The organism is Pseudomonas sp. KH_027, from assembly GCF_057838565.1.
Genome location: NZ_CM174470.1, coordinates 906,041 through 931,345 on the forward strand (window position 1 = coordinate 906,041; position 25,305 = coordinate 931,345).

Genomic DNA, 25,305 nt, shown 5'->3' on the forward strand with positions numbered 1-25,305 from the left:
GTCATCCAACCATTCTGCCGGGCCATGGGGGCTAGCATGTTCAAACCAGGTCATCTGCATCGCACCAATCCACTCGATATGCCACACCTGCCGAATTTCGACATCGATGTGTTCTACGAAGTCCGCCGCGACCCGGTCGAAGGCATGCTGATGCATTTCAAGGTGGTTGGCACCATCGAGGGGCGTGCGTTCAGCGAAGAGTTCGACCTGCATCGCGATACCGCCTTCAACTTTGCCAGCCCGATCTCCAAGGCCGTGGCCAAACACGGCCTGTCGTTCAACGGCGGCCCAATCGCGCCCGAGCACGCCGAGTACGACGCCATGTTCGAGGACATCCGCGAGCAGCTCGGCGTGCATCCGGGCGAGCCCGTCGACTTCGACCACCTGGACAAGGATGGCCTGTGAGCCCGCAGTAGCTCGCAGCACAGCCACTCTCGGCGGTTTTCACCAGGCACCTCCAAGCGTAGGTGCCCATCAAGGATGGCAGCGGCTGATCGCTTGGGATGCGCTGCTCCAGCGTGGTGTAGCTGAACAGCTCGTTTTGTTTGGGGTCAAGTCCACGCATTGGCTTGGCTTGGCTTGGCTTGGCTTGGCTTGGCTTGGCTTGGCTTGGCTCGGCGGAAGAGGATGGCTGCCATTTTGCCTGAGCCAAACGGGCTCTGGCTTTTTTCAACGGCCTGCCAGTCGCTGCGCGACTGGGTTCAGGAGGTGGCGGGTAACGGCAGGCCGGCGATTTTCTTGGCTCTGGCGGGTGTAACGCCCAGAGCCTTGAGGGTCATTTCTGCGACCCGTACATCATGCTCCGCCACAGCGCGCCCCTCGACGACCGAGCGCATTGCCCCGGTCGTGCACGACACCACCATGTCCCGCGCTATTCCTTCGTCCTCGAAAGTGAGGGCACCCTCACGGTGCCCTTCGCGCAAGTCATCAAGCACACGGTCGGCCAATCGCGAGCGCATGGCCTGATCGAGATGGATGATGCGCAGCAGTGCGTTGGCCCATTGGTGATCATCGGCAGCCCGGCGTATGAACATGCGTACGCCAATCGAAAGCCGCTGGGCACCGCTATGTACGTTGGTGCTCAGGGCGGAGATGGCATCGGAGAACTCGTCCGCCAGGGTGATGCCCACGGCCTCCAGTACTTCGTCGCGAGTGCGGAAGTAGTTGTAGATGGTGCCATTGGAGACCTCGGCTTCCGCGGCGACTTCGAGCAGCGCGATTTCCCCCACCTCCTTGCGTGCAAGCAGGCGCAATGCTGCGTCCACCAGGGCGCGACGAGTACGTTCACGCTTCTTATGACCTCGCGTGAGGGGCTGGGGGGCGGCCGATTCTGGCTGTGGGGTGGGCATACTCAAGCTCGCATTCGAGGGGGCTCGCTGATGGTAATGGAAACACTGTCGGCAGTGGAGCCGTGGCTGGCCATCAGTTCAATGCAGTCCTTAAGCAGTTTGCCTGCGTCTTCGCTGGGGGCGTGGTGCATGATGTGGCGGTCGGGGCGTACCACAACCAGCGTGCCTTTGGCCGCTAGCGGCAGGATGTCATGGTTCAGGTCCTCGATGAAGGCGCAATCGCCGTCCGAGCGCTGACCGCATGAGCCGATGTGCAGGAAGTTGCCTCCCATTTGTATCCAGGAAACGACCTGAGGAGGGGTCAGCAGTGAAAGCGGGTCAACGCCGAATCCGACCAGGGTCAGGTTGTCTCCGAGAGCATCGTCGCTCAGGTGGACCTGCTGTTGAGTGCTGCGAACCCAGGCCTGGGGGAACAGTCCACCGCGAACCAGTTTGTCGCCACGGCGATGCTTCACGAACAGACCGTGTTTGAAGATGTTCTTCGGCTTGATGTCCAGTTCCTCGAAGTACTTTCGGGTAGCCGGCGTCAATGCAAGCGTGCGCATCAGACCATGGGTGAAGAAGGCCGCCAGCTTGTTCCTGGGCATCACCAGTCGCCCCATGAGCTTGGCCAGGTCGATCATTGCCTTTGCGTGCGGTCGGCGCTCCTGGTCATAGGAATCCAGCAGCGAAGCTGAGGCTTTGCCGCGCAGGACCCATGTGAGTTTCCATGCAAGGTTGGCGACATCGCGAAGCCCTGCGACGAGACCTTGGCCGACGAAGGGCGGCGTGATGTGAGCAGCATCCCCTACAAGGAAAACGCGTCCCTTGCTGAAGCTATTGCAGCATCGCGCGTGGAACCGATACACCGCCTTGCGTTCGATTTGCAGCTCTTGCGGGTCGATCCAAGGTGCGATCAGTCTGGCGATGCTCTCCGGGCTTTCCATCGCTTCCCGTGTCTCGCCCGGATGCAGCATGAACTCCCAGCGCTCCCTGCCACCTGGTGCGGGCATGTGCGGCGTGGGGCGCCGCGGATCGCAGTGAAACTCGACGTGATCGATCGCTGACTGGTGTCGATTGCTGGCATCTACGATCAGCCAGTCCTCGGCATAGGTCTGTCCTTCGAAGTCCTGGCCGATCAGGGTTCTGACCCTGGAGCTGGCGCCATCCGCGCCCACCAGGTATTTGGCGCGAACGAAGTGCAGATGACCCTTCTGATCCCGTACGGAGGCGACTATGCAATCCGACTCTTCGGCCAGAGTCTCGAGTTCGAAGCCGCCCAGGCTTGTTACCGACTCGAACCGGGAGGCCTGGTCCCGCATCGCGTGCTCAAGGTCGGGTTGATAGAAGGTCACCAGCTTGGGATGGCCGTCAATACACCCTGCGGTATTGGCCCGTGCGAACTGCCCGAGCACCGGGGAGCGCATCCGCACCTCGGGAATCACGATCTTCTCGAAAGCGTCTTCCGCCAATCCAGCTAGTTGCAGGATACGAAGCGCCTCGTTGTCCAGAGCAATGGCCCGGGGCATCAGTACGACCTCATGGATCTTGTCCAGAACCAGTGTCTTTACGCCATAGCGGCCCAGCAGTGCGGCGAGCGTCGCTCCTGCAGGACCGTAGCCCACTACCAGTACATCGACTGTTTCTGGAGGCAGTTCGGAGCATTTCTTGTTGTTCATGTTGAGCCCTTGTTGTAGTTGAGGTCGAGAGACGCCGGGTCTCATCGTCAGGCAGGGTGAAGTTATATAAAAATGATTAAATTTTCAATATTGATGATTTAGTCATTATTATTTGAGATCATTCCCATGGCATGACGAGGTCACGTGGGCTGTGTCGGGGGTGTCAAGGGGCGAGTCGAGTCCGGAACGAAGAGACGAATCTCTGCGGCCTGAGAAGTGCAGTCGCGCTTGGTTCTTCCCGTTCCGTCTAGCAGGTTGCCACCTGCCTCCCAGAGGTGGTGGTCTCCGCCGGTTTCCGACCGGTGAGGCTTGGCTTCGGCGCCGATCAGCGTTGTCATCGGAGCAACGGATCAGGCTGCCAGACCTCCCGGCGCACAAATACGATTTTTTTTGAGTCTTCAGGAATCAAGCGTGGCGCGTACTCAGGCCCATTCGAACCCAGTCCAGATCCGCTTCGTCGACTTCGAGCTCGACGAAGCCAACGCCTGCTTGTTGCGCAACGGAGAAGCCGTGGCGCTGGCACCTACACCCTTCACGCTGCTATGCGTACTCGCACGCCAGCCGGGAACGCTGCTGACCAAGGATGCCTTGCTTGACGCTGTGTGGGGCCACCGCTTCGTCAGCGAGTCGGTGCTGAAGACCGCCATCAGCGATCTGCGCACGGCGCTGGGTGACGACGCCAAGCAGCCGCGTTTCATCGAGACCGTGTCGCGGCGTGGCTATCGCTTCATCGCCACGCCGTCCGCTGTGCCATCGACATCGCCCGCTCCCGCGACGGTGCCGGTGGTTGACGCACGACCGTCCTCGCCGTTCATCGGCCGCGCCGAAGCGCTCTTACGGCTGCAGCGGGCGTGGGAGGGGGCGAACGGCGGCCAGCGTGCGCTGGTCTGGCTCGCCGGCGAGCCTGGGATCGGCAAAACTTCGCTGATCGAGCATTTCGTCGCCAGCCTCGAAGGCGTTGCCTGCGCACGCGGCCACTGCGTGGAACACTACGGCACCGGCGAGCCCTACTTGCCGGTGCTGGAGGCGCTGGCCGAGCTGTGCCGCAGCGACTCCAGCCTGCCGACGTTGCTGCGCTCCGTGGCACCGACCTGGCTGCTGCAACTGCCGTGGCTGAGCAGCGCAGAGGAGCGCGACGCGTTGCGCCGCGAGCTTGCCGGCGTCGGCCCGGAGCGCATGCTGCGGGAGTTGGGCGAACTGCTGGACCGCTACACGGAGCAGCGGCCGCTGTTGCTGGTCACCGAAGACCTGCACTGGAGCGACCGGGCGACCATCCAACTCATCGACTACATCGCCCGGCGGCGTCGTGGCACGCGGTTGATGTGGCTGGCGAGCTTCCGCGTCGCCGAGGTGGTGGCGCTCGATCACCCGCTCAGCTCGTTGCGCCACGAACTGCGCCTGCACCGGCTGTGCGAGGAGCTGGTACTCGACCCGTTCTCGGAGATCGAGGTCGCCGACTATATCGCGCTGCATTCGGCCTCGCTGGCGCGCGACGAAACCTTCGTGCGAGCCCTGCACGAGCGCACCGACGGCGTGCCGCTGTTCGTCTCGTCGCTCATCGGCGAAGTGATGGACCGGGCGGACGACGACGCCACTATCGAGGCCCGGCTGGCGGGTATGGCGGTTCCCGAGAACCTGGCGGCCATCATCGACCACCATATCGCCAAGCTCGGTCAGGAGCCGCGTGCCCTGCTCTCGGCGGCGGCGGTGTGCGGGGGCGAATTCCGCGCAGAGACGGTTGCGCTGACCCTCGAGCGCGACCTCGCCGCGGTGGCCCTTGCCTGCGAGGAGCTGGTGCGCGAGCAGGTTTGGCTCACGCCGTCGCGAGCTGCCGAGGGTGAGGAGGCGGAGGAGCTGCACTACGCGTTCCGCCACGCCCTCTTTCGCCAGGTGCTGTACGAGCGTACGCCGCGCTCGCTGCGTACCCACCTCCATCATCAGGTCGGCGTTGCCCTCGAGCGCGAGCGCTCGGCCGGCGTGCTGGTCGCGGCAGCGGAGCTGGCGATGCACTTCGAGCGGGGCCGACAGCCGATGACCGCGCTGCGCTACTGCGCCGAGGCGGCGGAAGCCGCGCTGCTGCACTTTAGTCCGGTCTCGTGCTTCGGTCTCACCGAGCGTGCGTTAGCCCTGTTGCAGCAGGCGCCGGAAGGGGCGGAGCGCGATGCGCTGGAGATTACCTTAGCCACGCTGCAGGGTATGTCGGCTATCCACGCGCTCGGCGTCGGCAGCGAAGCCAGGAGCGCGTTCGAGCGTGCGTACAGGCTGCTGGCAGATGCTCCCGAGCATCCGATGCGCGGTCGCCTGCTGCATGGGTTCGGGTATCTGCTGGGTCTGCGCGGCGACTATGCGCTGGCGCTGGCGGTGGCGGAGCGCGCCGAGGTTCTCTCGTCCGAGACTAACGATCCGGCGCTCATGCTGGCGGCGTGCATCGTGCAGGGCGAGGTGCGTCATCTCCAGGGGCGTACGCAGGCGGCTTGCAGCTGGCTCGAGCGCGGCCTTGCGATCGCCGAGCTCCTCGACATTGGGACGAGTGAAATCTTCGCGACCGACCCTCAGGTCATGCTGCACGGCATGCTGGCCATCGAGCTGGTGCGTTCCGGTCTGGTCGAGCAGGGAAGGGCCCACCTGCAGCGCGCACAAGCCCGCGCGCAGGTGCTGCGCCAGCCGATGACCAGGCTGATCGCCGCCTGGCAGGAGGTGCTGGTCGAGGTGCGGATGGGCAACCCTGCCCGCGTGGCCGCGTTGGCCGACGACATGCAGGCGCTGGTCGAGGAGAATTCGCTCGCGCTGGGCCGCACGGCCTGCCGCTGGTGGCGTGGCTGGGCCGACGCGCGCAGCGGCGCGCCGCGCGACGGCTACCGGCGCATCCGCGAGGCCTACGAGGAACACACCGGGCTTGGCATGCGCTCCGGCGCCAGCGAAGTGCTCGGTTACGCGGCCGAGGCGCTGCTGCTGGCGGAGGATTACGACGCTGCGCAAGCCGAACTGCAGGAGGCGCATCGGGTGGCGGATGAACTGGGTGAGCGCGTGTACCTGCCGCAGCTGCTGCTGTTGGAGGCGGCGGTCGCGCGCGGGCAGGGGCGACCCGAAGCCGGCAGCGCTGCAGTCCGGTGCGCGGTGCAGGAAGCGCGCGCCCAGGAAGCGCCTTGGCTGGAGCTGCTCGCGCTGGTCGAGTTGTGCGGGCAGCACGACGCCGCGGCCGAGGATCGCCAGGCCCTGGCGGCGCTGGTTGACCGGCTGCCTGAAGCCGAGGGCACCGAGCCGGTGAGGCGCGCGCGCACGTTGCTTCAGGTCGCGAAGCCGGCTTAACGCGGAGCCCCCCACATTCCCCTCGGCTGCCACCAGCCCAGGCGCGCCGAGTTCGCCGATGCCGTTCATCGGTCCCCGGTGAGCGGCGGCCTTAAGCCACCATCGGGTGCATCGGCTTGTCGTCGCTGAGCGCTGCGTAATCGAGCCGCGCTGGCGCAGACGCGCGCGTTGCCACCGACTGTCCCGCCATCTCGCCTATGCCCACATAGCCCTTGGCTTCGTTGCTGCTGGCCAGGCGCAGCGTGCGCCGAGGTCAAGCGGTGGCTCGATGCAGCTGTCCAGACGGGCAAGGCAATGGCGGTGGCGAGCCTCTGTCTTGGGGCTCTGAGTTCATGTGCTAGGGACGCTCAGCCGGAGCTGCCGGCGACAGGTCGCGATCCCTGCTGGGCCGTGGGTTGGCGCTGTCCCGACCGAAGTCTGACCTTTCCCTTACGACTCGAGCCAGGGCTCGCCCTAGGCTGTCGTCGAACTTTCTTAATCCGGCGGTCCACCATGATCCTGAACTCTGAATCCAAGTACCCAAGTCGCCGCTCGTATGTGGTGAAACTGCGTAGCGACGCCACTGCGGGGGTCCTTGTGGGGCGCCTCGAAAACCTGGTCACCGGACGTCAGCGCGAGTTCTCGTCCGCCGAAGAGCTGCTGGTAGCGATTGCCATCGACCTCGTGTCAGCGGCAGGCGAGCCCATTGCAGAAGCGGCCTGCGAGTGACGGCCATGCATGAGCGAGCGCTCGACATGGCGACCGAACCGCGACGCTTCGCTGACGACTCGGCGCGTACAGGGTTCTACGCTGGCGCCACCTCGAATCCACACGAGCCCAATTCGATGTCGCGACTTCCTACCCCCTTCCCGCTGATCCACCACGCTGGGCAGACAACCCTGCATCCTGCCGCTCGCTCGCCTGGCCTCGCCGTCGTGGCAGCACTGGCCGTATCGATTGCCCTGGCCCTGAGTGGGTGTTCCACGCCGGTCGTCAAACCGTCGCTGGACCTTCCGGCCGAGTTCGTGGCGAGCACGGCCGCCGAGATGGAGCCCGAGGCTGCCTGGTGGGAGACCTTCGGCGATCCGCTGTTGACGGATCTGGTGCGCCGTGCGGCGCGCGAGAATCGCGACGTGAAGATCGCCGCCGAGCGCCTGCGTGCCGCACACGCCGGCGAGACGATCAGCCGCTCCTGGCTATTTCCTAGCGTCGGCGTGTCCGCCTCCGGCACCGACCGCAGCAGTGGCTACGACTCGACCAAGCGGCAGGGTTACCCGGACAGCAAGAGTGCCAGCGCAGGCCTCGACGTCTCCTGGGAACTCGACCTGAGCGGTCGCCTGCGCGCCGGAGCGCAAGCGGCCGAGGCCGAGGCGCTGGCCGCGGAGCACGGCGTGCGCGGCGTACGTCTGCTGGTGATGAGCGAGGTCGCCAGCAATTACTTCACGCTGGTCGGTGCGCAGCGCCAGATCCACACGCTGCGCGCCATCTCGGCGATGCAGGACGAGACCCTGCGCCTGGTCAGTGCGCGCCACCGCGTGGGGCTGGCGACCGCTTTCGACGTCGAGCGCGCGCAGACCGATGCTTTGTCGGCGCATGCGCAGATCCCGCCGCTGGAGACGTTGGCGGCCGTGTCGCGCCATCGCATCGCGGTGCTGATCGGCGACCAGGCCTTCAATGCCGCGAGCATCCAGCCATCGCCTGGCGATCTGCTGGTACCCGAGGCCAAACCGGGCCAGCCCGCCGAGCTGCTGCAGCGCCGGCCTGACGTGCTGGCGCTGATGGCCCAGCTCGATGCGGCCAATGCGCGCCGCCAGCAGGCCGCGGCCGAATGGTTCCCGCGCCTGTTCCTCGGTGCATCCTTCGGTCGCCAGGGCTTGGAGCTGAACGGTATGGACCTCGGCGCCGCTCGCTTCACCAACGTGGCGGCTCTGCTGGCGATGCCGATCTTCAACGCCGGGCGCACGCAGGCGATCAACGAGGTCGCCGAAAGCGGCCAGCGCGAAGCGCTGCTGCGCGCCGAGGACGGTATAGCGCGCGCGCTCGAGGAGGTGGAAAGCGCCCTCGTCACCCTGGCGCAGGAGCGCCGCCGTGCCTGGTCGCTGCAATCGGCCGCCGCATCCGCAGAGGCTGCGCAGGGCCGCGCCCAGTCGCTCTATGACCGCGGGCAGATCGACCTGTTGCCGCTGCTGGACACGCAACGGGCGCGTCTGGCGGCACGCCTGAACGCCAACGACAGCAACACCCAGCTGCTGCTCGACAGCGTGCAGCTCTACAAGGCGCTGGGAGGGGGCTGGCAGGTGTTCGAACAACCCGCCAACCCTGCCGCAACCAGCGGTGCCAACCGTCCGCCACTTTCCTAAGAATCCGTCGTCTTCAAAGAGGAACCGTCTTGAAGAACTCCCTTACTGTGGCCGGCGCCATAGCCGTAGCCGCCATACTCTCCGCGTGCAGCCAGGAGCAGCCTCCCGTGCAGGTGCTGCGACCGGTGCATACCGTCGAAATTCGCTACGACAACGCCCGCGAGAGCCATCGCTACGTGGGCACCGTGCAGTCGCGGCATGAGGTCGACCAGGCCTTCCGCGTGGGCGGCAAGGTCGTCCAGCGCAAGGTCGATGTTGGCCAGCACGTGCGTGCCGGCGATGTGCTGGCGATGCTGGACGACAGCGACTACCGCCTCGCCGAGGAAGCGGCGCGGCAGCAGTTGGTCGCCGCCGCTGAGCTGGCGCGCCAGGCCGACTCCGACCGCCGGCGCCTGACGGCGCTGAAGGCCGACGGCTCGGTCAGTGCGGCTGACGACGAGCGCGCGCAGACCAATGCCCAGACCGCCCGGGCAACCGCCGAGGCCGAGGCGCGCAAGCTCGCCCTGGCACGCAACCGCCTCAAGTACACAGTGCTGCGCGCCTCGCGCAGCGGCGTGGTCACGGCCGTGCGCTTCGAGGTCGGGCTGGTCGTGCCGGAGGGCAAACCGGTGGTTTCAATCGCCAATCCGGATGAACCAGAGATCGTCGTCGATGTGCCCGAGGATCACCTGGCTGCCTTCCAGCAAGCACAGTTCAAGGCCTCGCTGGCCAGCACGCCGAACCAGAGCTTTGCGGTTACGCTGCGCGAGCTGTCACCGCAGGCCGCGGCGCAAACGCGCACCTACCGTGCTCGATTGCAGCCGGTGAGCGTGAGCTCGCTGCCGTTGGGCGCTACAGCCACCCTGGTGGCCGAGCGCGAGATGACGGATAGCTCGGTGGCTGCGGTGCCGGCCACGGCGCTGACGCAAAGCAGCGGCCAGCCGGCGTTGTGGATTGTCACGCCTGCAGGCGCTGAGGCTGCGGGCAGCGTCGAGCTGGTGCAGGTCGCTGTGCTGGGCTACCGCAACGACGAGGTGCTCGTCTCCGGACCGCAGGCCGGCGCACGGGTCGTCACCGCGGGGGTGCAGAAGATGGCGCCCGGCATGCAGGTCGCCCTGCCAGGCTCGGCGATCACTGCAGCGAACATCACACAGCAGGCCGCCCGATGAACAACTTCAACCTCACCGATTGGGCGCTGCGTCACCGCGCCGTCGTCCTGTTCATGCTGATCCTCGTCGCGGTGGCCGGCGCCTTCAGCTTCACCAAGCTCGGTCAGCTCGAGGACCCGAACTTCTCCGTGCCCTCGATGACCGCCATGGTCATCTGGCCGGGTGCCACCGCCCAGCAGTTGCAGGATCAGGTCCTCAACCGCATGGAGAAGAAGTTCGAGCAGATCGACCACTTCGAGAAGGTGGTCACCTACGCGCGACAAGGCTACGCGGGCATGACCCTCACCGTGCGCGGCGGCACCTCCAAGGCTGACCAGCGCGAGGCCTGGTACCAGGCGCGCAAGAAGCTGGGCGACCTGAGCCTCGAGCTGCCCGACGGCGTGATCGGCCCGATCGTCAACGACGAATACGGCGACGTGTACGGCCTGATGTACGCCATCAAGGGCGACGGCATCGGCCACGCCGACCTGTCCGACGCGGCCGAGGACATCAAGCGGCGCATGCTGAAGGTGCCGATGGTCAAGAAGATCGATGTCATCGGCAAGCAGGCCAAGCGCGTGTATGTCGAGTTCTCCCATGAGCGCCTGGCCGCGCTGGGTATCACCCCGCTGACCATCGCCGACAGCCTCAAGAGCCAGAACACCTTGCTGCCTGCGGGCCAGATCGACACCCGCGGCGACCGCGTCATGGTGCGCGTCAGCGGCCAATTCGCCAGCGAAGACGCCATCCGCAACGTGCCCATCGCCGCAGGCGGGCGGCTGATCAAACTCGGCGATATCGCGACCGTCACCCGCGGCTTCGAGGATCCGCCCACCTACACGGTGCGTCACAACGGCCAGCCGGTGCTGATGCTCGGCATCACCATGACCAACGACGGCAACATCGTCGACCTTGGCCAGGAGATGGACACGGCAGTCGCCAAGATCCAGTCCGAGCTGCCATACGGCGTGGAGCTGGAGCTGGTGGCCGACCAGCCCACCACGGTGAAGGACGCGATCCTGGACTTCGGACGCGCGCTGGCCGAGGCACTGATCATCGTGATCGCGGTGAGCCTGGTCAGCCTGGGCTGGCGTGCCGGCCTGGTGGTCGCGACCACGGTGCCGCTGGTGCTGGGTGGCGTGGCGCTGGTGATGCTGGCGATGGGCTGGAACCTCGAGCGCATCTCGCTAGGCTCGCTGATTATCGCGCTGGGCCTGCTGGTGGATGACGCCATCATCGCCATCGAGATGATGGTGGCGAAGATGGAAACCGGTTGGGACCGCGTGAAGGCGGCAGCCTTCTCCTACTCGGCGACTGCCATGCCGCGCCTGACCGGTGCGCTGATCACCGTCGTGGGCTTCCTGCCGATCGGCATGTCGAAGTCCACCACCGGCGAGTACGCGGGCGGCATCTTCTGGATCGTCGGCGCCGCAGTGCTGTTCTCCTGGATCTGCTCCGGCATCTTCACGCCGTACCTCGCGGTCAAGATGCTGCCCAACGACCTGGGCAAGCACCAGCATGGCGCCGATCCGTACGACACCAAGTTCTACCGCAAGCTGCGCAGCCTGATCGACACCGCCATCGAGCGCCGCTGGGTGGTCATCGGCGCGACCTTTGCCGCGCTGGTACTGGCTCTGGCCGGCATGAAGCTGGTGCCGCAGCAGTTCTTCCCCAACAGTTCGCGCCCTGAGCTGGTCATCGACCTGCGCGTCAAGGAAGGCGCCTCGTTCGCCGCGACCTCCGAGCAGGTCAAGCGCATGGAGGAGATCCTGGCGAAGGATGAGGACGTGCGTTTCTTCACCGCCTATACCGGTGCCGGCGCACCGCGCTTCTATCTCTCACTCAACCCCGAGCTGCCGAATCCGGGCTATGCCCAGTTCGTCGTGATGACCAAGGACCTGGAGGCACGCGAGCGGGTGCGTGAGCGGCTGATGACCTCGGCCGACCAGCAGTTCCCGCAGGCGTGGTTGCGCGTGACCCGGCTGGAGCTGGGGCCGCCCGTCGGCTACCCGGTGCAGTTCCGCGTCGTCGGCCCCGACACCCAGATGGTGCGCCAGATCGCCCGCGAGGTAGAGCAGGTGGTCGTGTCCAACCCGAAGGTGCGCGACGTCCAGCTCGACTGGAACGACCCGGTGCGCACGCTGAAGGTGGAGCTGGACCAGGACAAGGCGAGCGCGCTGGGCCTCACACCGGCCGACGTGGCGCTGGTGACCCAGAGCGTGATGAACGGCGCGACCCTGTCGCAGCTGCGCGAGAATGAGGACCTGATCGATATCGTGGCGCGTGCCGTGCCCGAGGAGCGCCTGAGCCTGGACACCCTGAAGGACATCAACCTCTACACGCGCCAGGGCACCGTGGTGCCGCTGTCGCAGGTGGCACAGGTGAGCAACGAGCTGGAAGAGCCAGTGCTGTGGCGGCGCAACCGCGACATGGCGATCACCGTGCGCGCCGACGTGAAGGATGGCGAGCAGGGTGTGTCGGTGACGCAGGAGATCCGGCCGTTGCTCAAGGATATCGAGGCGAAGCTGCCCTCGGGCTACCGCATCGACGTGGGCGGCGCGGTGGAGGAAAGCGACAAGGCCAACCAGGCGCTGCTGGCGGTGGCCCCGCTGATGATGATCACCATCCTGCTGCTGCTGATGCTGCAACTGCAGGACTTCTCCCGCATGTGGATGGTGGTGCTGACTGCGCCGCTGGGTCTGATCGGCGTGGTGCCGGCGCTGCTGGTGTTCCAGTCGCCGCTGGGCTTCGTCGCGATCCTCGGCATCATCGCCCTCGGCGGCATGATCATGCGCAATTCGGTGATCCTGATCGACCAGGTGCAGATCGAGATCGCGCAGGGCCGCGACCCCTGGAGTGCCGTGCTGCAGTCCACCATCTGCCGGGCCCGTCCGGTGATGCTGACGGCGCTGGCCACCGTACTGGCGATGGTCCCGCTGACCCGCAGCGTGTTCTGGGGGCCGATGGCAATCGCGATCATGGGCGGCCTCACCGTGGCGACGTTGCTGACCATCTTCTTCGTCCCGGCACTGTACGCCGCGTGGTTCAAGGTGCGCCGCCAGCCGGCCGCCGATGCCCTGATTGGCGATCAGGCCCAGCCGGGTTTCGCTGAATTGTTGGGCGGGCGGCAACGCTGATCGCGACGGCCGCCGACCTGGCTCGCCATTGCACTGCGCACGGTGCTTTGGCGACAGGAGGTTGCTGTACGCAAACGTTGGCCGTGGCGTAACACCATCCTCACCGTGGGTGCTTGCGCACTCACGTCGGTGGTGATGGGCGATACAGGTTCTTAAGTCCAATTTGCTGAAAAGGTGATCCATGAATAAAAGAATTGCACCGATCCTGGCGATCCTGGCTTGGCTCTATGGCGGCAGACTGGCCGGCGCCGATGAGCTGCCCGTCACCCGCCGAGCAACAGGGCTGGGCGATATGACCTACCGCGTCGATGAGGCGTTCGACTGGCGCCAGCCATGGCATGCGAGTGAAGCCAGCCAAATGGGCGCTTCCTGGGGCGCCACTTATCAGCACTGGGCACAGGGCCATGATTACAGGGGGGCGTATTCGCTCTCCCAAAGTCCGGCGTACGCCTATGCGTTCAGCAGCTTCCGCTATGTGTCTTATGTCGAGGGCGGCGCAGGTTCTGAGCTTGTCTCGAAGAGCAATATCTGCGCGCAACAACTGGGGGGCTCGGTTACTTGCGACGATCAGAATGCGCCAGTTGCAAAGCTTGAGGACGGGCAGGAGACCACTATGCAGGCGACCTATTACTCGACCTCCGGCATTGGAACACCCAATGGCGGCATGAAGTCGGACACCTTTGATTACCGTTTGTCTCTTTGAGCGAAAACAGTCTTGGCGTAACGGATGTGAGCCCTTGAACTCCGCCGGCTGAGGCTCCCTTTCTTCGATAGCGATTGCCCTTTGCAATGAGTAGCAGAATGTCGATTTTCCGCCTCTTCGCCAATCTCAGTGTCAACAAGAAGCTCGTCCTGGGGTTCGCCTTGGTCCTGCTCATGACTTTCTTCGTCACCCTGGCCGGCATGCAGAGCCTGGAACGGTTGACCGTGCGCAGCGAGAAGATGGGCGCCATCACCAAACTCCACGAACTGGTACATCAGGCCAGGGTGCTGCGCTTGCAGTTCGAGGTCAGCCGCGGCTCCGCCGACGCCCAAGCCCTCGAGCAGCACATCGGCCGAATCGAACAGTACATCGGTGAACTCAAGCTCCAGTTCAACAAGCCGCAGAACCTGGCGTTGATGGACCAGGAACTCGCCGCTCTGAGCGGCTACCGCAAGGCCTTCCAACGCCTGCAGCAGGAGCCCGGCGGCGCGGCGCGCCAGCAGATACTGCAGGTCATGGAAGAGGCAGCCGGCACGGTGCGTCGGCTGAGCGATGAGCTGTTCGCCGGGCAACAGCGCCTGCGGACCGAGGACATCCGCTTCGCCAACGCCCTGTTGATTGGTATTGCCCTGGTCGCCTTCGTTTTCGGCGTGCTCGCTGCCTGGTTGATCACCCGCCTGATCGTCCGTCCCTTGGCCGAGACGCTGACGATCACCGAGCGCATCGCTCAGGATGATCTTTCCGCCGAAATACGGGTGGAGCGGGGCGACGGAATCGGCCAATTGCAGCGCAACATGCAGCGCATGAGCGGCAGCCTACGCGAGCTGACCCGCCGAGCTGGCGTGGCACTGGCGAGCATCACCGATTCGGTCTCCAACATCCAGTCGATGAACCTGCAGATCGCCGCGGCGGCGGAGCAGCAGAGCAGCAGAGCGGAGGAGATCAACCGCAGTGTGGTCAATGTCCGCGACATCGCCGAGCAGAGTTCGATAACCACTCAGCAGACCGCGGTCTCGAGCGTCGAGTTGGCGCGCCTGGGTGGCGAGCTGCAGACGCTGGTCAGTCGCTTCCGACTGTAACGGGCTGGGGGCTCGTCAATCTCCAGAAGCAACCCCACCTCGTGCGCTCACACTGCCCATTTGTCCATTTCCAAGCCCCTTCAGTCGTCAGTATTGGCGACTGCTGAGTAGCAAGGCGGCGCCTGGAGTGCCGCCACCTTTCATGGAGCAACTAACACCATGCCGAAAGCCATCGGGCTTGCCCTTGCCGCCCTGTTCGCCGTCGCCGCTATTGCACTGTGGACTCTGCTCGCCCAGTTCGAGCCCTCCATCAAATCCGCCATCGAGACCGAGGGGGCCCTGGCCACCCAGACGCAGGTGCTCGTGGGGAGCGTGGAATTCTCGCCCTTCACCGGCGTGGGAGCGCTTGATGGGCTTACCCTGGGCAACCCCACTGGATTCTCTTCGCCCTACGCCGTAGTGGTGGACCGTATCGCCATGCAGGTGGAACGTGGCTCCCTTATCGGTGGCGGCCCTATCATTGTTGATTCCGCCACAGTCATCGCGCCGCAGATTACTTACACGGCGAAAAGTCCCACTGCCACCAGTAACCTGGAGGCCATCAAGAACACGGCCCAGGCCTATTCCGTTACCCCGGTCGCCATTCGGGCCAGCAGCCACGCGCGCAAGGTCATCATCCGCGAACTCACCGTCATGGGCGGCTCGATCTCTCTTGATATTCCCCTGCCTGGCGGCGCGCTTACGCTACCGCTGCCGCCGCTGCATCTCGCCAATATCGGCGCGACCACAGATGGAGCCACGCCGCCCGCGATCATCCGCGCTCTGTGCGAGGCGCTGGCCGAGGAAGCCAGAAAGGCGGTCACCAAGGCCATCGTCCATAAGGTCAAATCCGTTGTCAATGTGCTCAAGCCGCCCGCTGGTGGGCTGCCAAAGTCCCTGCCGTCCCCTCCGTCCCGGCCGTCCACGTCAACCCTGCCGACTCTGCCGGCCACGCTAAATCTGCCGCCCCTGCCTTCTCCTCCGCCATCCCTGTCTCTGCCATCCTTGCCACCCCCTCCACCCGGCTTTCCCGACCTGAAGCACTTGCCGCCCCCGCCCGGCTTTTAGGAACTGACTGGGCCACTGCAGGCAGGGCGCGGTTGGCGAAATTAGTGTTGATGTCAAGGCTACCATCCGCGCCGTAGCGGGTCGGCACCTGCCAACGAGAGGGCATAGTGGATCGTACCGCTCAGTGCCGATTTGGGCGGCAGTTGAGTCAGGGTGTGGTCAAGCAAGGTTGTCCGCGACATCGCCGAGCAGAGTTCGACGGCCGGCCTGCAGATCGAGGCCTCGAGCGTCGAGCTGGCGCGCCTGGGCGGTGAGCTGCAGACGCTGGTCAATCGCTTCCGGCTGTAATGGGCACGGCCAACCGTTCGGAGCCAGCCGCAGGGAGTTGACCCGGATGATCCTTGTTCTTGGGGGCACCCTGTTGCCGGGCAATCATGCCTGGTACGGGGTGGTCCCAGGCCGGAGCGCTTGCGAACTATCAGAGCCGTTTCGGCATCGGCTCGATCCAGCTTCGGTAGATCGTTGAGGATCAGCAGTGCGAAGGCGTTCTTATACTTGAACAAGGATGGGGCTCATCGGCACTCTCCTTGTTTGGCTCGGTGCGCAGCGTCTGGGCGCGAAGCTTGAGGACGGGCATAAGCCCCCGTACGCTGAGCAATCAACGGCGTACGCTTTATGAACATCAGAAAGCCATCCTTCGGCAGAGTCCTTGCCCGATTTCTGCCGAAGGATGGCCCAGCAGGCACGAAGGCCTCTGGCTATGCAGCAAAGAGGTTCAGACTGGGGCAGATTCCGTCCTTTCTGTCCAAGGTTTGTGCATCTCTGCTGGCAATTCATGGGGAGCTTCTACCTGCGCTTTGAAGCGCGTAGATAAGTGGAGAGCAGATTGCTGATCATTGAAGCGAAGCTGGATTGAGCCGGCTGTTACGAGCCAAAGCTCACTCCCCAGGGTTGTAACCTTCTGAACGTAGATATTCATAGCATCACCTCCTGACCGCGCGGGGCACGGGAGTGAGTTTTTGAAGGCAAAAAGAAAGCCAACCTGCCAGTTGGCCCTCGCTATTCGCTTGGTAGGAGCGCCATCCACTCCTACAGGCGAGGACGTGGCTTTAGTATCAGATTGGAATATTTCAATTTTGTAACCTTCTGTCGCTTGCCGCTGGGCCTATTCAGTTTCCTTATCCCTGATACTCCCCCTGAAGCCAATGATGGCTGGACGGAAAACATCATTTGGCACGGTGAGGGTTAAATTGTGGACATCGAGAAACAACTCTGGAGTGCAGCTGTTAGCTTGTTCGAAGGAGACCAGGAAGCCGTAGAGAGATGGTTTTGCCAACCTTTGCCTGCGCTGGGAGGAGTTGCCCCGATCCAAGCACCGCCCGAAGAGGTACTGGACTTAATAGGACGGCTGGAGCATGGCGTACGGTGCGGGGCTGACGCGCGTGCTGCGCAACTAAGGCGTCGAAGTGCTGGAAATCAATCGTCCAGATCGAGCTGCGCGCCGTGCCCAGGGAAAATCCGATCCTAAGGATGCCGAAAGCGCCGCGCGTTCCGTCTTGTTCAGAAGTAAGCGCTCCATGAACCCCGCCCAGTCAAAACGTGGCGGTGCGCCTAGGGAAGGTCTGCGAAACACCACGGGCGACAACCCGGACCACGGTCTCTGGCCACACGGCGATGCCTCGCAGTGCTCCTGTCGATCGCCACGCAGGCCGGCACTTGGCCTGCCGTTTATCAGTAAAATAGATCAAAAAATGAACAATCCATCCATTCGGCACTCTGAGCCCCGTGAGTGATCGAGTGTCCTACCTCGCTTTTCCCTCAACGACCCGGAAGCAAAACCCTCTTATGTGCGTTACCGCACGGGGGTGTTTTATGTCCAAAAATTGGAGGACAGAACGTGTCTAACCATCCATTTCAGAGCGTCGAGCGCATGCCGCTTCCTCTCCGAGCCCAATGCAGGTCGCAACCGAAAACCTTCTGGCGCCGCCTGCTCGCCATCGCCACGCCCACACAGCGCCGCTGGCACGGCGGACTCAAGCTCAAAGGCTACAAGCAGTTATCCAACTCCAAGCCGATTGCTCCGGTCTCGGTCGGACACATACAGCTGGCGATCCCGCTCGAGCGGGGTCGCAGATGCGCCCAGCCCTGCGTGCAGCCGGGGCAGCATGTGCGCAAGGGCGAGGTGATCGGCATCGGCGATGGCAACACCCCGTGGGTGCATGCCAGCACCTCCGGCACCGTGGAACAGATCGGACTCGCCTTCGCGGCCGACTCAGCCGAGCCGGTTATGGCCGTTATCCTGAACGCAGACAGTCTGGATGAGTGGATCGAACGCCCCGTTCTGGCCCCCCCAAAAACGCCCGAGGCGCTGGTCGAACGGGCTTTGCAGATGGGCATAGTTGGACTGGGTGGGGCGGGTTTCCCGACGGCCCTCAAGCTGGCCGGCGCCCAGCAGCCCGACCTCCTGCTGATCAACGGTGCCGAATGTGAACCCTTCCTGACCTGCGATGACCGTCTCATGCGCGAACGCGCCGAGGCGCTGATCGAGACTGCCGACTATCTCGCCACTCTGCTGGGCATAGCGCAGACCCGCTTCGGTATCGAAACCAACAAACCTGTGGCGATGGCCTCGTTGCGTGCCGCCTCCCGCCAAGCGCGTACCCGGGTCGATATCTGTCCGCTACCGGCGCGTTACCCGGCTGGGGGCCAACCGCTGATGATCAAGAGCCTTAGCGGCCGCAACCTGGCGCCGGGGACCCGGCCCGCCGAGATCGGAGTGCTGGCGCTGAATGTCGCGACGCTTTACGCACTGGGACGCGCCATCTTCCACGCCGAACCGCTGATATCACGCGTGCTGACGCTGACCGGGGCCTGTGAGAACCCCGGGAATGTCGAGGTCCCGCTTGGCTATCCAGTCAGTGAACTGCGCAAAATTGCCGGTGCCGATCTCGCGGGCCGTCTGACCCAGGTCGGCGGCCCAATGATGGGCAGCCCGCTACCGAATCCCGCCGCGGTTATCAGCAAGACCAGCAGTTGCCTGATTTTTGGCGCCGAGCGCTACCTGCCGGCAGCCAAACCTGCGGGCAGTTGCATCCGCTGTACACGCTGCGTAGATGTCTGCCCGATGTCGCTAAGACCGCTGGATCTCTATTCCGCGGCTGAGCGCAATGACCACGCTACATTGCAGACACTGCGGCTGGATGCCTGCATCGAGTGCGGCAGCTGCAGCAGCACCTGCCCCAGCAATCTGCCGCTGCGCGAGCGCTTTCGCCAGAGCAAGACGGAGCTGCGCCCATGAGCCTGATCCGCCGTCCCATCCCGCACCGGCTCAGAACGCTGATGCTGGCGGTCAGCCTGTGCCTGCTACCGGGCACCGCACTGTATGCCTGGCAATTCGGCATTGTGGTCTGGCTGCAGACCTTCTGGTGCCTGCTGCTGACCTTGGCGTTCGAAGCCGCTGTGCTGCGCCTGCGCGGATGTGATGTGCGTGCGGGACTGGGCGACCTGAGCTGGCTGGTGTTAGGCCTGATTCTGGCTCGGGCACTGCCGCTGTTGGTGCCGCTGTGGATGATCGCGCTGGCCTGCTTTGCCGCCGTCGTACTGTGTAAACACGGCAGTGGAGGCCTGGGCCGCAACCGACTCAACCCCGCCATGGTTGGCCTGGGGATCATCGCCATCTGTTTCTACCAACTGCTGTATCCCGCTCCATCGACCCAGGCCCCCTGGACGCTCGTCCTGAACGCAGAGCAGGTGCTTCTGCAGCAGTTGCAACTGGCGCCCCGCCTCGCATTCGATGCGTTCGCCGGCGCCACACAGCTGGCCCTGAACCAGTTCACACCGGTCACCCCCAATCTGTCGGGGTTCGGCTATGTAGCCGGCGGCTTACTGCTGGTTCTATTGAAGGTAATCCGAATCGAGATTCCGCTGGCGATGCTCGCCAGCGCCGCAGTGCTGTCCCTGGCAACCGGCCATAGCCCACAGGAAAGCCTGTACAGCCTCAGTCTCGGCGGTTTTCTGTTCACCGCCTTTTTCATCGCAACCGATCCGGTCACCAGTCCCGATACGCTTGCCGGCCGCGTCCTGTTCGGCGCGATCATTGGCGCGCTGACCGAATTGATTCGCGAATTCGGGCTTTATGCCGATGGTCTCTGCTTCGCCGTGTTAGCCGCCAACCTGCTGGTGCCGCAGATCGATCGGCTGGTGCTGAGCATACAACGCCCCTGATACAGCGGACGCCCTGTACTGAAACGACTAGGAGGCACACCAGAATAGGCGGTGGCGTTACGGCTCTCCAAAAAATCGAACTCCGGATTCATATCAGTGAGCCATAAGCAAAGATCCAAAGCTCTTCCGGTTTGTATTCAAACAAAAGTGCCTCCAGCATTGCATCAAACTCTGCTTTGGTGTGTTCGGTCGTGCCCGGTTCGGGTCCAGGATCGGGCTCAAAACGCTCAACGCGAGCGACGAGTTCCGCAGTCAGGTTTCGTCCCAGGCTGTTTTCACACAGCCTGGACCCACAGTTGCCGTTGGCAGAAGGCAGAATCCGGCCAGAATCTTCACCGAACCCTCCATGAACCCTCATCGCTAGCTGCGAGCTTATAGAGCCCAATAACTAGACTCGGACAGAACCCGTTTGCTCAATCAAATACGCCTGCCCCCACGAGCATCCAGCCGCCTCAAAACTTTCAGCCCCATCCCGTCAGTCATTACGTTGACGACCCCCAGAATTGCGCCGATAGCAGTTGAAGGCGCTCGGCCAGTTTGGCGACATGGGCAGCAGTCGTGCTGCTCTGGCTGCTGGCAAGCACATTACTTTGGGTGGCTTGACTGATACCGTTTAGGTTGCACTGGATACTGTCACCCACCGCGCTCTGCTCCTCTACGGCGGCGGCTATTTGCACACTCATGTCGCTTATTTCACCGACTCGCTGGGTGATCCCATCCAGCGCCTGGGCGGCGAGCAGTGCCTGTTCAACACTGGCTTCGGCCTTACTGTGACTGCGTTGCATCGCAGCCACAGCATCCCCAGTGGAGCGCCGTAAAGTATCGATGGTGCCCTGGATTTCTGCGGTGGAACGCTGGGTGCGCGAAGCCAGCCCGCGCACCTCGTCGGCGACCACTGCGAAACCGCGTCCAGCCTCGCCTGCGCGAGCGGCCTCGATTGCTGCGTTGAGGGCGAGCAGGTTTGTCTGTTCGGCGATGCCCTGGATTACCTCCAATACACGGTTGATTTCTTGGCCATGCAACTCCAATTGGTGAATCACCGTGCTGGTCTGTTGCACCTCGCTGGCGAGGCTGTCGATGTGCTGGCGGGTTTGCTCGACCAGTTGTCGACCTCGGTCGGTTTCTTGATCGGCCAAGCTCGCGGTGCCGGCGGTGAGCTGAGCATTGCGCGCCACTTCCTGCACACTGCTGGCCATCTGGGTGATGGCGCTGGCTACCTGGGCAGTTTCAACTTGCTGTTGTAGGGTCGCGCAGTTGTTTTTGTCCACTGCGGCGACTAGCTCGTCGGCTTCTTTGTTCAACTGACGGGCCGAGTCGGCAATGCGTCCGACTACTGCCCGAGTCTCGGCGTCGAGCATTCGCAGGGTGAAATCGATTTGTCCAAACTGGTCTCGGCGTCCGCTGTATAGAATCTGGCTTAGCGGGTTATCGGCGATACTTCTGGCTTTGCGAGCAAGGGCATCGAGGGGGCGCAAGCTGTAGCGCAGCACGCCGCCGAGCAGCAAACTGAATAGCGGCGCAGCGATGACCGCATGGTTCCAGGAAAGGGTGCTAACCCAGCATAAGGCGGTAAAGCCGAGCAGGTTCAGCCCAGTGCTAGCAAGCGCCAAGCGCATACCGACGGACAGTCGCGGAGGGCGCAGGCAGCGTTTTTTTTTACCGCTGAGCAACTGTGCATAGAGATGCTCGGCGGACTTTACCATTTCTTTCGGTGGGAGCGTGCGAACCGATTGGTATTCCACTACTTCACCATTGCGCAGCATCGGCGTGGCGTAGGCGCTGACCCAGTAGTGGTCGCCGTTTTTACAGCGATTTTTTACAAGGCCCATCCACGAGCGCCCGGCCTTGAGGGTCTGCCACATGTGCGCGAAAGCCTCCGGCGGCATATCCGGGTGGCGCACGATATTGTGATTGACGCCGAGCAACTCGGCCTCGCTGAAGCCGCTAATATTGATGAAATCTGGATTGACGTAAGTGATGGCACCCTTGGGATTGGTTGTTGAAAGAATGTTCGAATTGGCGCTGAACTCGACTGCACAACCACTGACCGGAAGATTGACTTTCATTATTTACATCCTGAACTGATGGATAACCGCTGGGTGCCTACCGTGCTTGCTGCAATGGGCACCAATGCCCCTCGAAACAGTCTTCCCCGCTTAACAACCGTTGCATCTGCGCGGCAGGTCGTGGCCGGCTAAACCAGTAACCCTGGGCGTATTGGCAGCCCTCACTGACGGCAAAGTCGAGTTGTGCCGGGCTCTCGATGCCCTCGGCCACTACTTCCAGGCCAAGGGTACGGCCGAGGGCAATGATCGCCTGGCTGATCGCGCGCTGTTTGTTGTCATGCGGGATGCCGCCGATGAAACTTTTATCCAGCTTGAGGATGTGCAGCGGAAAGCGTGTGAGATAACCAAGAGAGGAGTAACCGGTGCCAAAATCGTCCAGCGCCAACAACACGCCAAGGCTGGCCAACTCGTTCAAGCAGACCAAGGTGCCCGTGTCGTCATGCATCAGGTAGCTTTCAGTAATCTCCAGGATCAGGCTGGCTGGTGGCAGGTCGCTTTCTTGCAGGATGTCGATTAGCCGGAGGGTGAAGTCGACTTGTTGCAGTTGGATGCTGGAGATGTTCACCGAACAGCGCAGATGGTCATGTCCGGCCAGTTGCCAGAGGCGGGTCTGCTGGCAAGCCTGGCGCAATACCCATTCGCCGACGCGGATGATTTCCCCCGACTCCTCCAGCGCAGGAATGAACTCCAGTGGTGAGATCAGGCGTTCACCATGGCGCCACCGTAACAGCGCTTCGACCCCGGACACGAGGGGCGCTCCCTGGTCAAGACGATAGATCGGTTGGTAGTGCAGTTCGAATTCATCGTGCTGCAACGCCTGGCCCAGCGCGGATTCCAGTTCAAGATGGTGCTGTGCGGTGTCTTGCAACGCTTCGCTGTAGTGGGCGAACCGCGCCTTGCCGGCAGACTTGGCGCTGTAGAGGGCAAGGTCGGCGGCCTGCAAGGCATCCAGCGTTTTACCGTCGTCTTGCAACGGGGCGATACCGATGCTCGCACTGACTACCAATGTACGATCGTCCACATGCAGCGGTTGATGCAGATTGTCGAGAATGCGTTGGGATACTCGCTCGGCGTCGCGGCCGCAGGTGAGATCATGAAGCAGTACGATGAATTCGTCCCCGCCGAAGCGGAAAAGCTGATCACCAGGGCGCAGAGAGTCTCTCAAACGCTGCGCCACTTCTACCAAAACGCGATCGCCAACAGTGTGGCCGAGGCTATCGTTGATCAACTTGAAGCGATCGAGATCGATGAACAGCAGCGCCTCCTGGGTACCTCCCTTGCGCTTTTCCACTAGAGTTTTCTGCATTTGCTCGTCAAGGCGCATACGGTTGGCCAGACCGGTCAGCGGGTCATGGTGGGCGGCATGTTTGAGGCGCTGCTCGGCGTCCTTGCGTGCACTGATATCGGACTGTGAGCCGGCCATGCGCAGTTGACCCGGTGTCGTTGCTTCGGCGACCCCACGCACGAGTACCCATGTATAGCCACCGTTGCTTTGGCGGATGCGGTACTCATGGTGGACAGACGATGTCTGCCCTTGCAAGTGGGCATCGATGGCCTGGCGAAAGTCCGGCAGGTCGTCCGGATGCACGCGACCGAACCAACTGGCACTGCTCTCGCCGATGCTATCGCGGCTGAGGCCGAGCATGCCTGCCCAGCGCTCTGAAACATACAGTCGATCCTGATCGACATGCCAATCCCAGAGTCCGTCGTTGGCACCACGCAGAGCACGGGCGAAGCGCGCCTCGCTGTCCTCCAGCGCCTTGTGCTGTGCCGCACTGTAGGTGTCGATGGCCAAGGTCATGTCGAAGAACACCGCTTTCAACAGACTTGAGTAGAGAGTGGCGTTGTCGTTGTCGCCGAATACGCTTGCAAGCATGTCGTCGAGGTACAGACGATAGGCGCCTAAATACCACTTCAATTCCAGGCCGACCTGTTGGTGGATCACACCGATGCGCAGACGGCCGTTGACGTAGTCGTCATCGTAGGGGCCGCCCCATAAACACTGGTAGTACTCGGCCTGGCTGTGCTTCAGTCGGTCGATGACCTCCGGTGCGCGAAGTAGCGCAGACGGCGTGGGGAATTTCGCCAAGTGACGGTACAAATGATCGACGAAAGTCTGCTGAGCGGGGGCCATGCGCTGAGCTGCTGTGCTGAGTCGCTCGGCATCTTCGGCACTCCAGTCGAGAAAGAGGAAGCGTTCGACGATCTCCTCGTGATCGAGACGGATACGCCTGAGCAACTCCGCCAGATCTTTTGTCACCTTCATTCTCACGCCCCTGTTTTTGTACAGATGCTTTTTTGTTGACAAAAAAAAACGCCGTGACACGAGTTCTGGTCAAGAACTGGTGTCACGGCGCTTCGTCTTTCAGGCCCGTTGTCCTGCTCGGCAAAGCCGGTTCCCGCATTGAGCGGAACCTACTGATGTCATATTTACATCATTCTGGATTGCCTGACAACTTATCCAGCAATTCATTCAAGCGCTGCCGCAGCTGCCCTAATTCGCGGGATTTGAAGGAGTGTCGAGTCTGCTCCAGAACCTCGGTGGCCTCGACCAAGGCGGCATGTACCCACCCAGCAGGCCCTAATTGTGCTTCACCGAGCCAGCGGCAAAGAGGCGCCGCACTGCAATCACTCGGCGCGCTGAGTACCTCGCAATCTGGTGCTACGAGAACCAACTGGTGGCGCAGTTCGTCGGCAAGTTCACGATCGTTGCATACAATCCGGGTTTTCAGGTTGGACTCGCGCATCGACTATATCCCTACAAAGTCTGATGCGCTTTTTACACTACCGCCTGTCACTCATTTTGATTCAAATCAACGTTGACGCCGAGCTTATATATTTTTCTCCTGCCGACAGGTCAGTCATGTGACGCTCAGCGCTAGGGATGTGAATAGACGCCACCTGCCAGATGTACTTATCGCACCGCTAAAAAGGCCTCAGGCCTTCACCGCCGCCATCAAGGCATCACTGCCCAACAGCTGTAGCACGCGTTTGAAGTTGTAGGCGAGTACATGCAGGCTCATCTCGGTGCTCACTCGGTCGAGGGTTCTAGTGATGAAGTGCGTGCCCCCCATCCAGGACTTCAATGTGCCGAAGGGATGCTCAACCGTTTGGCGTCGGATCCGCATCATTTCTGGCGCTTGATCAAGGCGACTCTGCATCGCCTCGAGTACCGGTCTGCATCGTAGCCGTTCGACCAACACACCTCCCCGATACAACGCTAACGGAGATAGCGCGGGGTTGAGTGGGCGTCTATGTGTCGGGGTGCAAAATTTAGGGAAACACGGAGATTGTGGTCAGACTCACGTTATTACAGGAGATCGGTTT

General features: G+C 62.8%; 19 protein-coding genes and 3 pseudogenes. 13 read left to right on the forward strand and 9 right to left on the reverse strand.

Annotated features, from left to right (window positions below):
- The first annotated feature begins 36 nt into the window (after positions 1–36).
- A complete protein-coding gene (locus AC3IYG_RS04165; protein ID WP_137820564.1) occupies positions 37–405 on the forward strand; it encodes a DUF5064 family protein in 369 nt (122 codons plus the stop codon).
- Between the two features lie 296 nt (positions 406–701).
- Here the strand turns inward: AC3IYG_RS04165 and AC3IYG_RS04170 are convergent, their stop codons facing one another.
- Both AC3IYG_RS04170 and mhpA read right to left on the reverse strand, forming a co-directional pair.
- On the reverse strand, positions 702–1,349 hold the full coding sequence (locus tag AC3IYG_RS04170; RefSeq protein WP_489312487.1) for a TetR/AcrR family transcriptional regulator: 648 nt from the start codon (positions 1,347–1,349) through the stop codon (positions 702–704).
- A gap of 2 nt (positions 1,350–1,351) precedes the next feature.
- The gene (mhpA, locus tag AC3IYG_RS04175) at positions 1,352–3,007 is read right to left on the reverse strand and encodes a bifunctional 3-(3-hydroxy-phenyl)propionate/3-hydroxycinnamic acid hydroxylase MhpA (protein WP_489312489.1); all 1,656 of its coding nucleotides are present in this window, start codon (positions 3,005–3,007) and stop codon (positions 1,352–1,354) included.
- A 411-nt stretch (positions 3,008–3,418) separates the two neighbouring features.
- On the opposite strand from mhpA, the gene AC3IYG_RS04180 reads away from it, so the two are divergent.
- The 10 genes and pseudogenes from AC3IYG_RS04180 to AC3IYG_RS04225 all read left to right on the forward strand — a co-directional run bounded on the left by AC3IYG_RS04180 (position 3,419) and on the right by AC3IYG_RS04225 (position 16,036).
- Positions 3,419–6,316, forward strand: coding sequence for an ATP-binding protein (locus AC3IYG_RS04180; protein WP_489312490.1), 2,898 nt, complete (start codon positions 3,419–3,421; stop codon positions 6,314–6,316).
- 492 nt (positions 6,317–6,808) lie between these two features.
- Positions 6,809–7,024, forward strand: a complete 216-nt coding sequence (locus AC3IYG_RS04185) for a hypothetical protein (protein ID WP_489312491.1) — start codon at positions 6,809–6,811, stop codon at positions 7,022–7,024.
- 116 nt (positions 7,025–7,140) lie between these two features.
- Entirely contained in the window at positions 7,141–8,655 is a 1,515-nt protein-coding gene (locus AC3IYG_RS04190; protein WP_489312492.1) for an efflux transporter outer membrane subunit, read from the forward strand.
- A 29-nt stretch (positions 8,656–8,684) separates the two neighbouring features.
- Positions 8,685–9,803, forward strand: a complete 1,119-nt coding sequence (locus AC3IYG_RS04195; protein WP_489332159.1) for an efflux RND transporter periplasmic adaptor subunit — start codon at positions 8,685–8,687, stop codon at positions 9,801–9,803.
- The gene (locus tag AC3IYG_RS04200; protein ID WP_489312494.1) at positions 9,800–12,919 is read left to right on the forward strand and encodes an efflux RND transporter permease subunit; all 3,120 of its coding nucleotides are present in this window, start codon (positions 9,800–9,802) and stop codon (positions 12,917–12,919) included. Before AC3IYG_RS04195 ends, AC3IYG_RS04200 begins: the two co-directional genes overlap by 4 nt.
- Before the next feature lie 181 nt (positions 12,920–13,100).
- Positions 13,101–13,622 carry an acyloxyacyl hydrolase gene (locus tag AC3IYG_RS04205; RefSeq protein ID WP_489312495.1) on the forward strand — a complete coding sequence of 174 codons (522 nt, stop codon included), beginning with the start codon at positions 13,101–13,103 and terminating at the stop codon, positions 13,620–13,622.
- 200 nt (positions 13,623–13,822) lie between these two features.
- A pseudogene (locus tag AC3IYG_RS04210) lies at positions 13,823–14,173 on the forward strand (methyl-accepting chemotaxis protein); the annotation flags it as partial.
- Positions 14,174–14,272: 99 nt separating this feature from the next.
- Positions 14,273–14,701 (forward strand): HAMP domain-containing protein, encoded by a 429-nt coding sequence (locus tag AC3IYG_RS04215; protein WP_489332199.1) that lies wholly within the window; start codon positions 14,273–14,275, stop codon positions 14,699–14,701.
- Positions 14,702–14,860: 159 nt separating this feature from the next.
- Entirely contained in the window at positions 14,861–15,748 is an 888-nt protein-coding gene (locus AC3IYG_RS04220) for a hypothetical protein (protein WP_489312496.1), read from the forward strand.
- A gap of 153 nt (positions 15,749–15,901) precedes the next feature.
- On the forward strand, positions 15,902–16,036 hold the full coding sequence (locus AC3IYG_RS04225; protein WP_489314003.1) for a hypothetical protein: 135 nt from the start codon (positions 15,902–15,904) through the stop codon (positions 16,034–16,036).
- 427 nt (positions 16,037–16,463) lie between these two features.
- Here the strand turns inward: AC3IYG_RS04225 and AC3IYG_RS04230 are convergent, their stop codons facing one another.
- On the reverse strand, positions 16,464–16,667 hold the full coding sequence (locus tag AC3IYG_RS04230; RefSeq protein ID WP_489312497.1) for a hypothetical protein: 204 nt from the start codon (positions 16,665–16,667) through the stop codon (positions 16,464–16,466).
- Between the two features lie 918 nt (positions 16,668–17,585).
- Here AC3IYG_RS04230 and rsxC point away from each other — a divergent pair.
- Together rsxC and AC3IYG_RS04240 are read left to right on the forward strand one after the other, a co-directional pair.
- Entirely contained in the window at positions 17,586–18,986 is a 1,401-nt protein-coding gene (rsxC, locus tag AC3IYG_RS04235) for an electron transport complex subunit RsxC (RefSeq protein WP_489312498.1), read from the forward strand.
- Complete coding sequence (locus AC3IYG_RS04240) at positions 18,983–19,912, forward strand: RnfABCDGE type electron transport complex subunit D (RefSeq protein ID WP_489312499.1); 930 nt, start codon at positions 18,983–18,985, stop codon at positions 19,910–19,912. Before rsxC ends, AC3IYG_RS04240 begins: the two co-directional genes overlap by 4 nt.
- 88 nt (positions 19,913–20,000) lie before the next feature.
- Here the strand turns inward: AC3IYG_RS04240 and AC3IYG_RS04245 are convergent, their stop codons facing one another.
- From AC3IYG_RS04245 to AC3IYG_RS04270, 6 genes and pseudogenes are all read right to left on the reverse strand, one after another.
- Complete coding sequence (locus AC3IYG_RS04245; RefSeq protein ID WP_489312501.1) at positions 20,001–20,270, reverse strand: hypothetical protein; 270 nt, start codon at positions 20,268–20,270, stop codon at positions 20,001–20,003.
- A gap of 124 nt (positions 20,271–20,394) precedes the next feature.
- Entirely contained in the window at positions 20,395–21,675 is a 1,281-nt protein-coding gene (locus AC3IYG_RS04250) for a methyl-accepting chemotaxis protein (protein ID WP_489313835.1), read from the reverse strand.
- A 21-nt stretch (positions 21,676–21,696) separates the two neighbouring features.
- Positions 21,697–21,978: pseudogene (locus AC3IYG_RS04255) on the reverse strand (PAS domain-containing protein); the annotation flags it as partial.
- Positions 21,979–22,015: 37 nt separating this feature from the next.
- Positions 22,016–24,244 (reverse strand): putative bifunctional diguanylate cyclase/phosphodiesterase, encoded by a 2,229-nt coding sequence (locus tag AC3IYG_RS04260; RefSeq protein WP_489312502.1) that lies wholly within the window; start codon positions 24,242–24,244, stop codon positions 22,016–22,018.
- Between the two features lie 169 nt (positions 24,245–24,413).
- Positions 24,414–24,725: a hypothetical protein gene (locus AC3IYG_RS04265; RefSeq protein ID WP_489312503.1), complete on the reverse strand. Its 312-nt coding sequence runs from the start codon at positions 24,723–24,725 to the stop codon at positions 24,414–24,416.
- 189 nt (positions 24,726–24,914) lie between these two features.
- Positions 24,915–25,154 (reverse strand): annotated as a pseudogene (locus tag AC3IYG_RS04270) (transposase); the annotation flags it as partial.
- Positions 25,155–25,305: the final 151 nt, after the last annotated feature.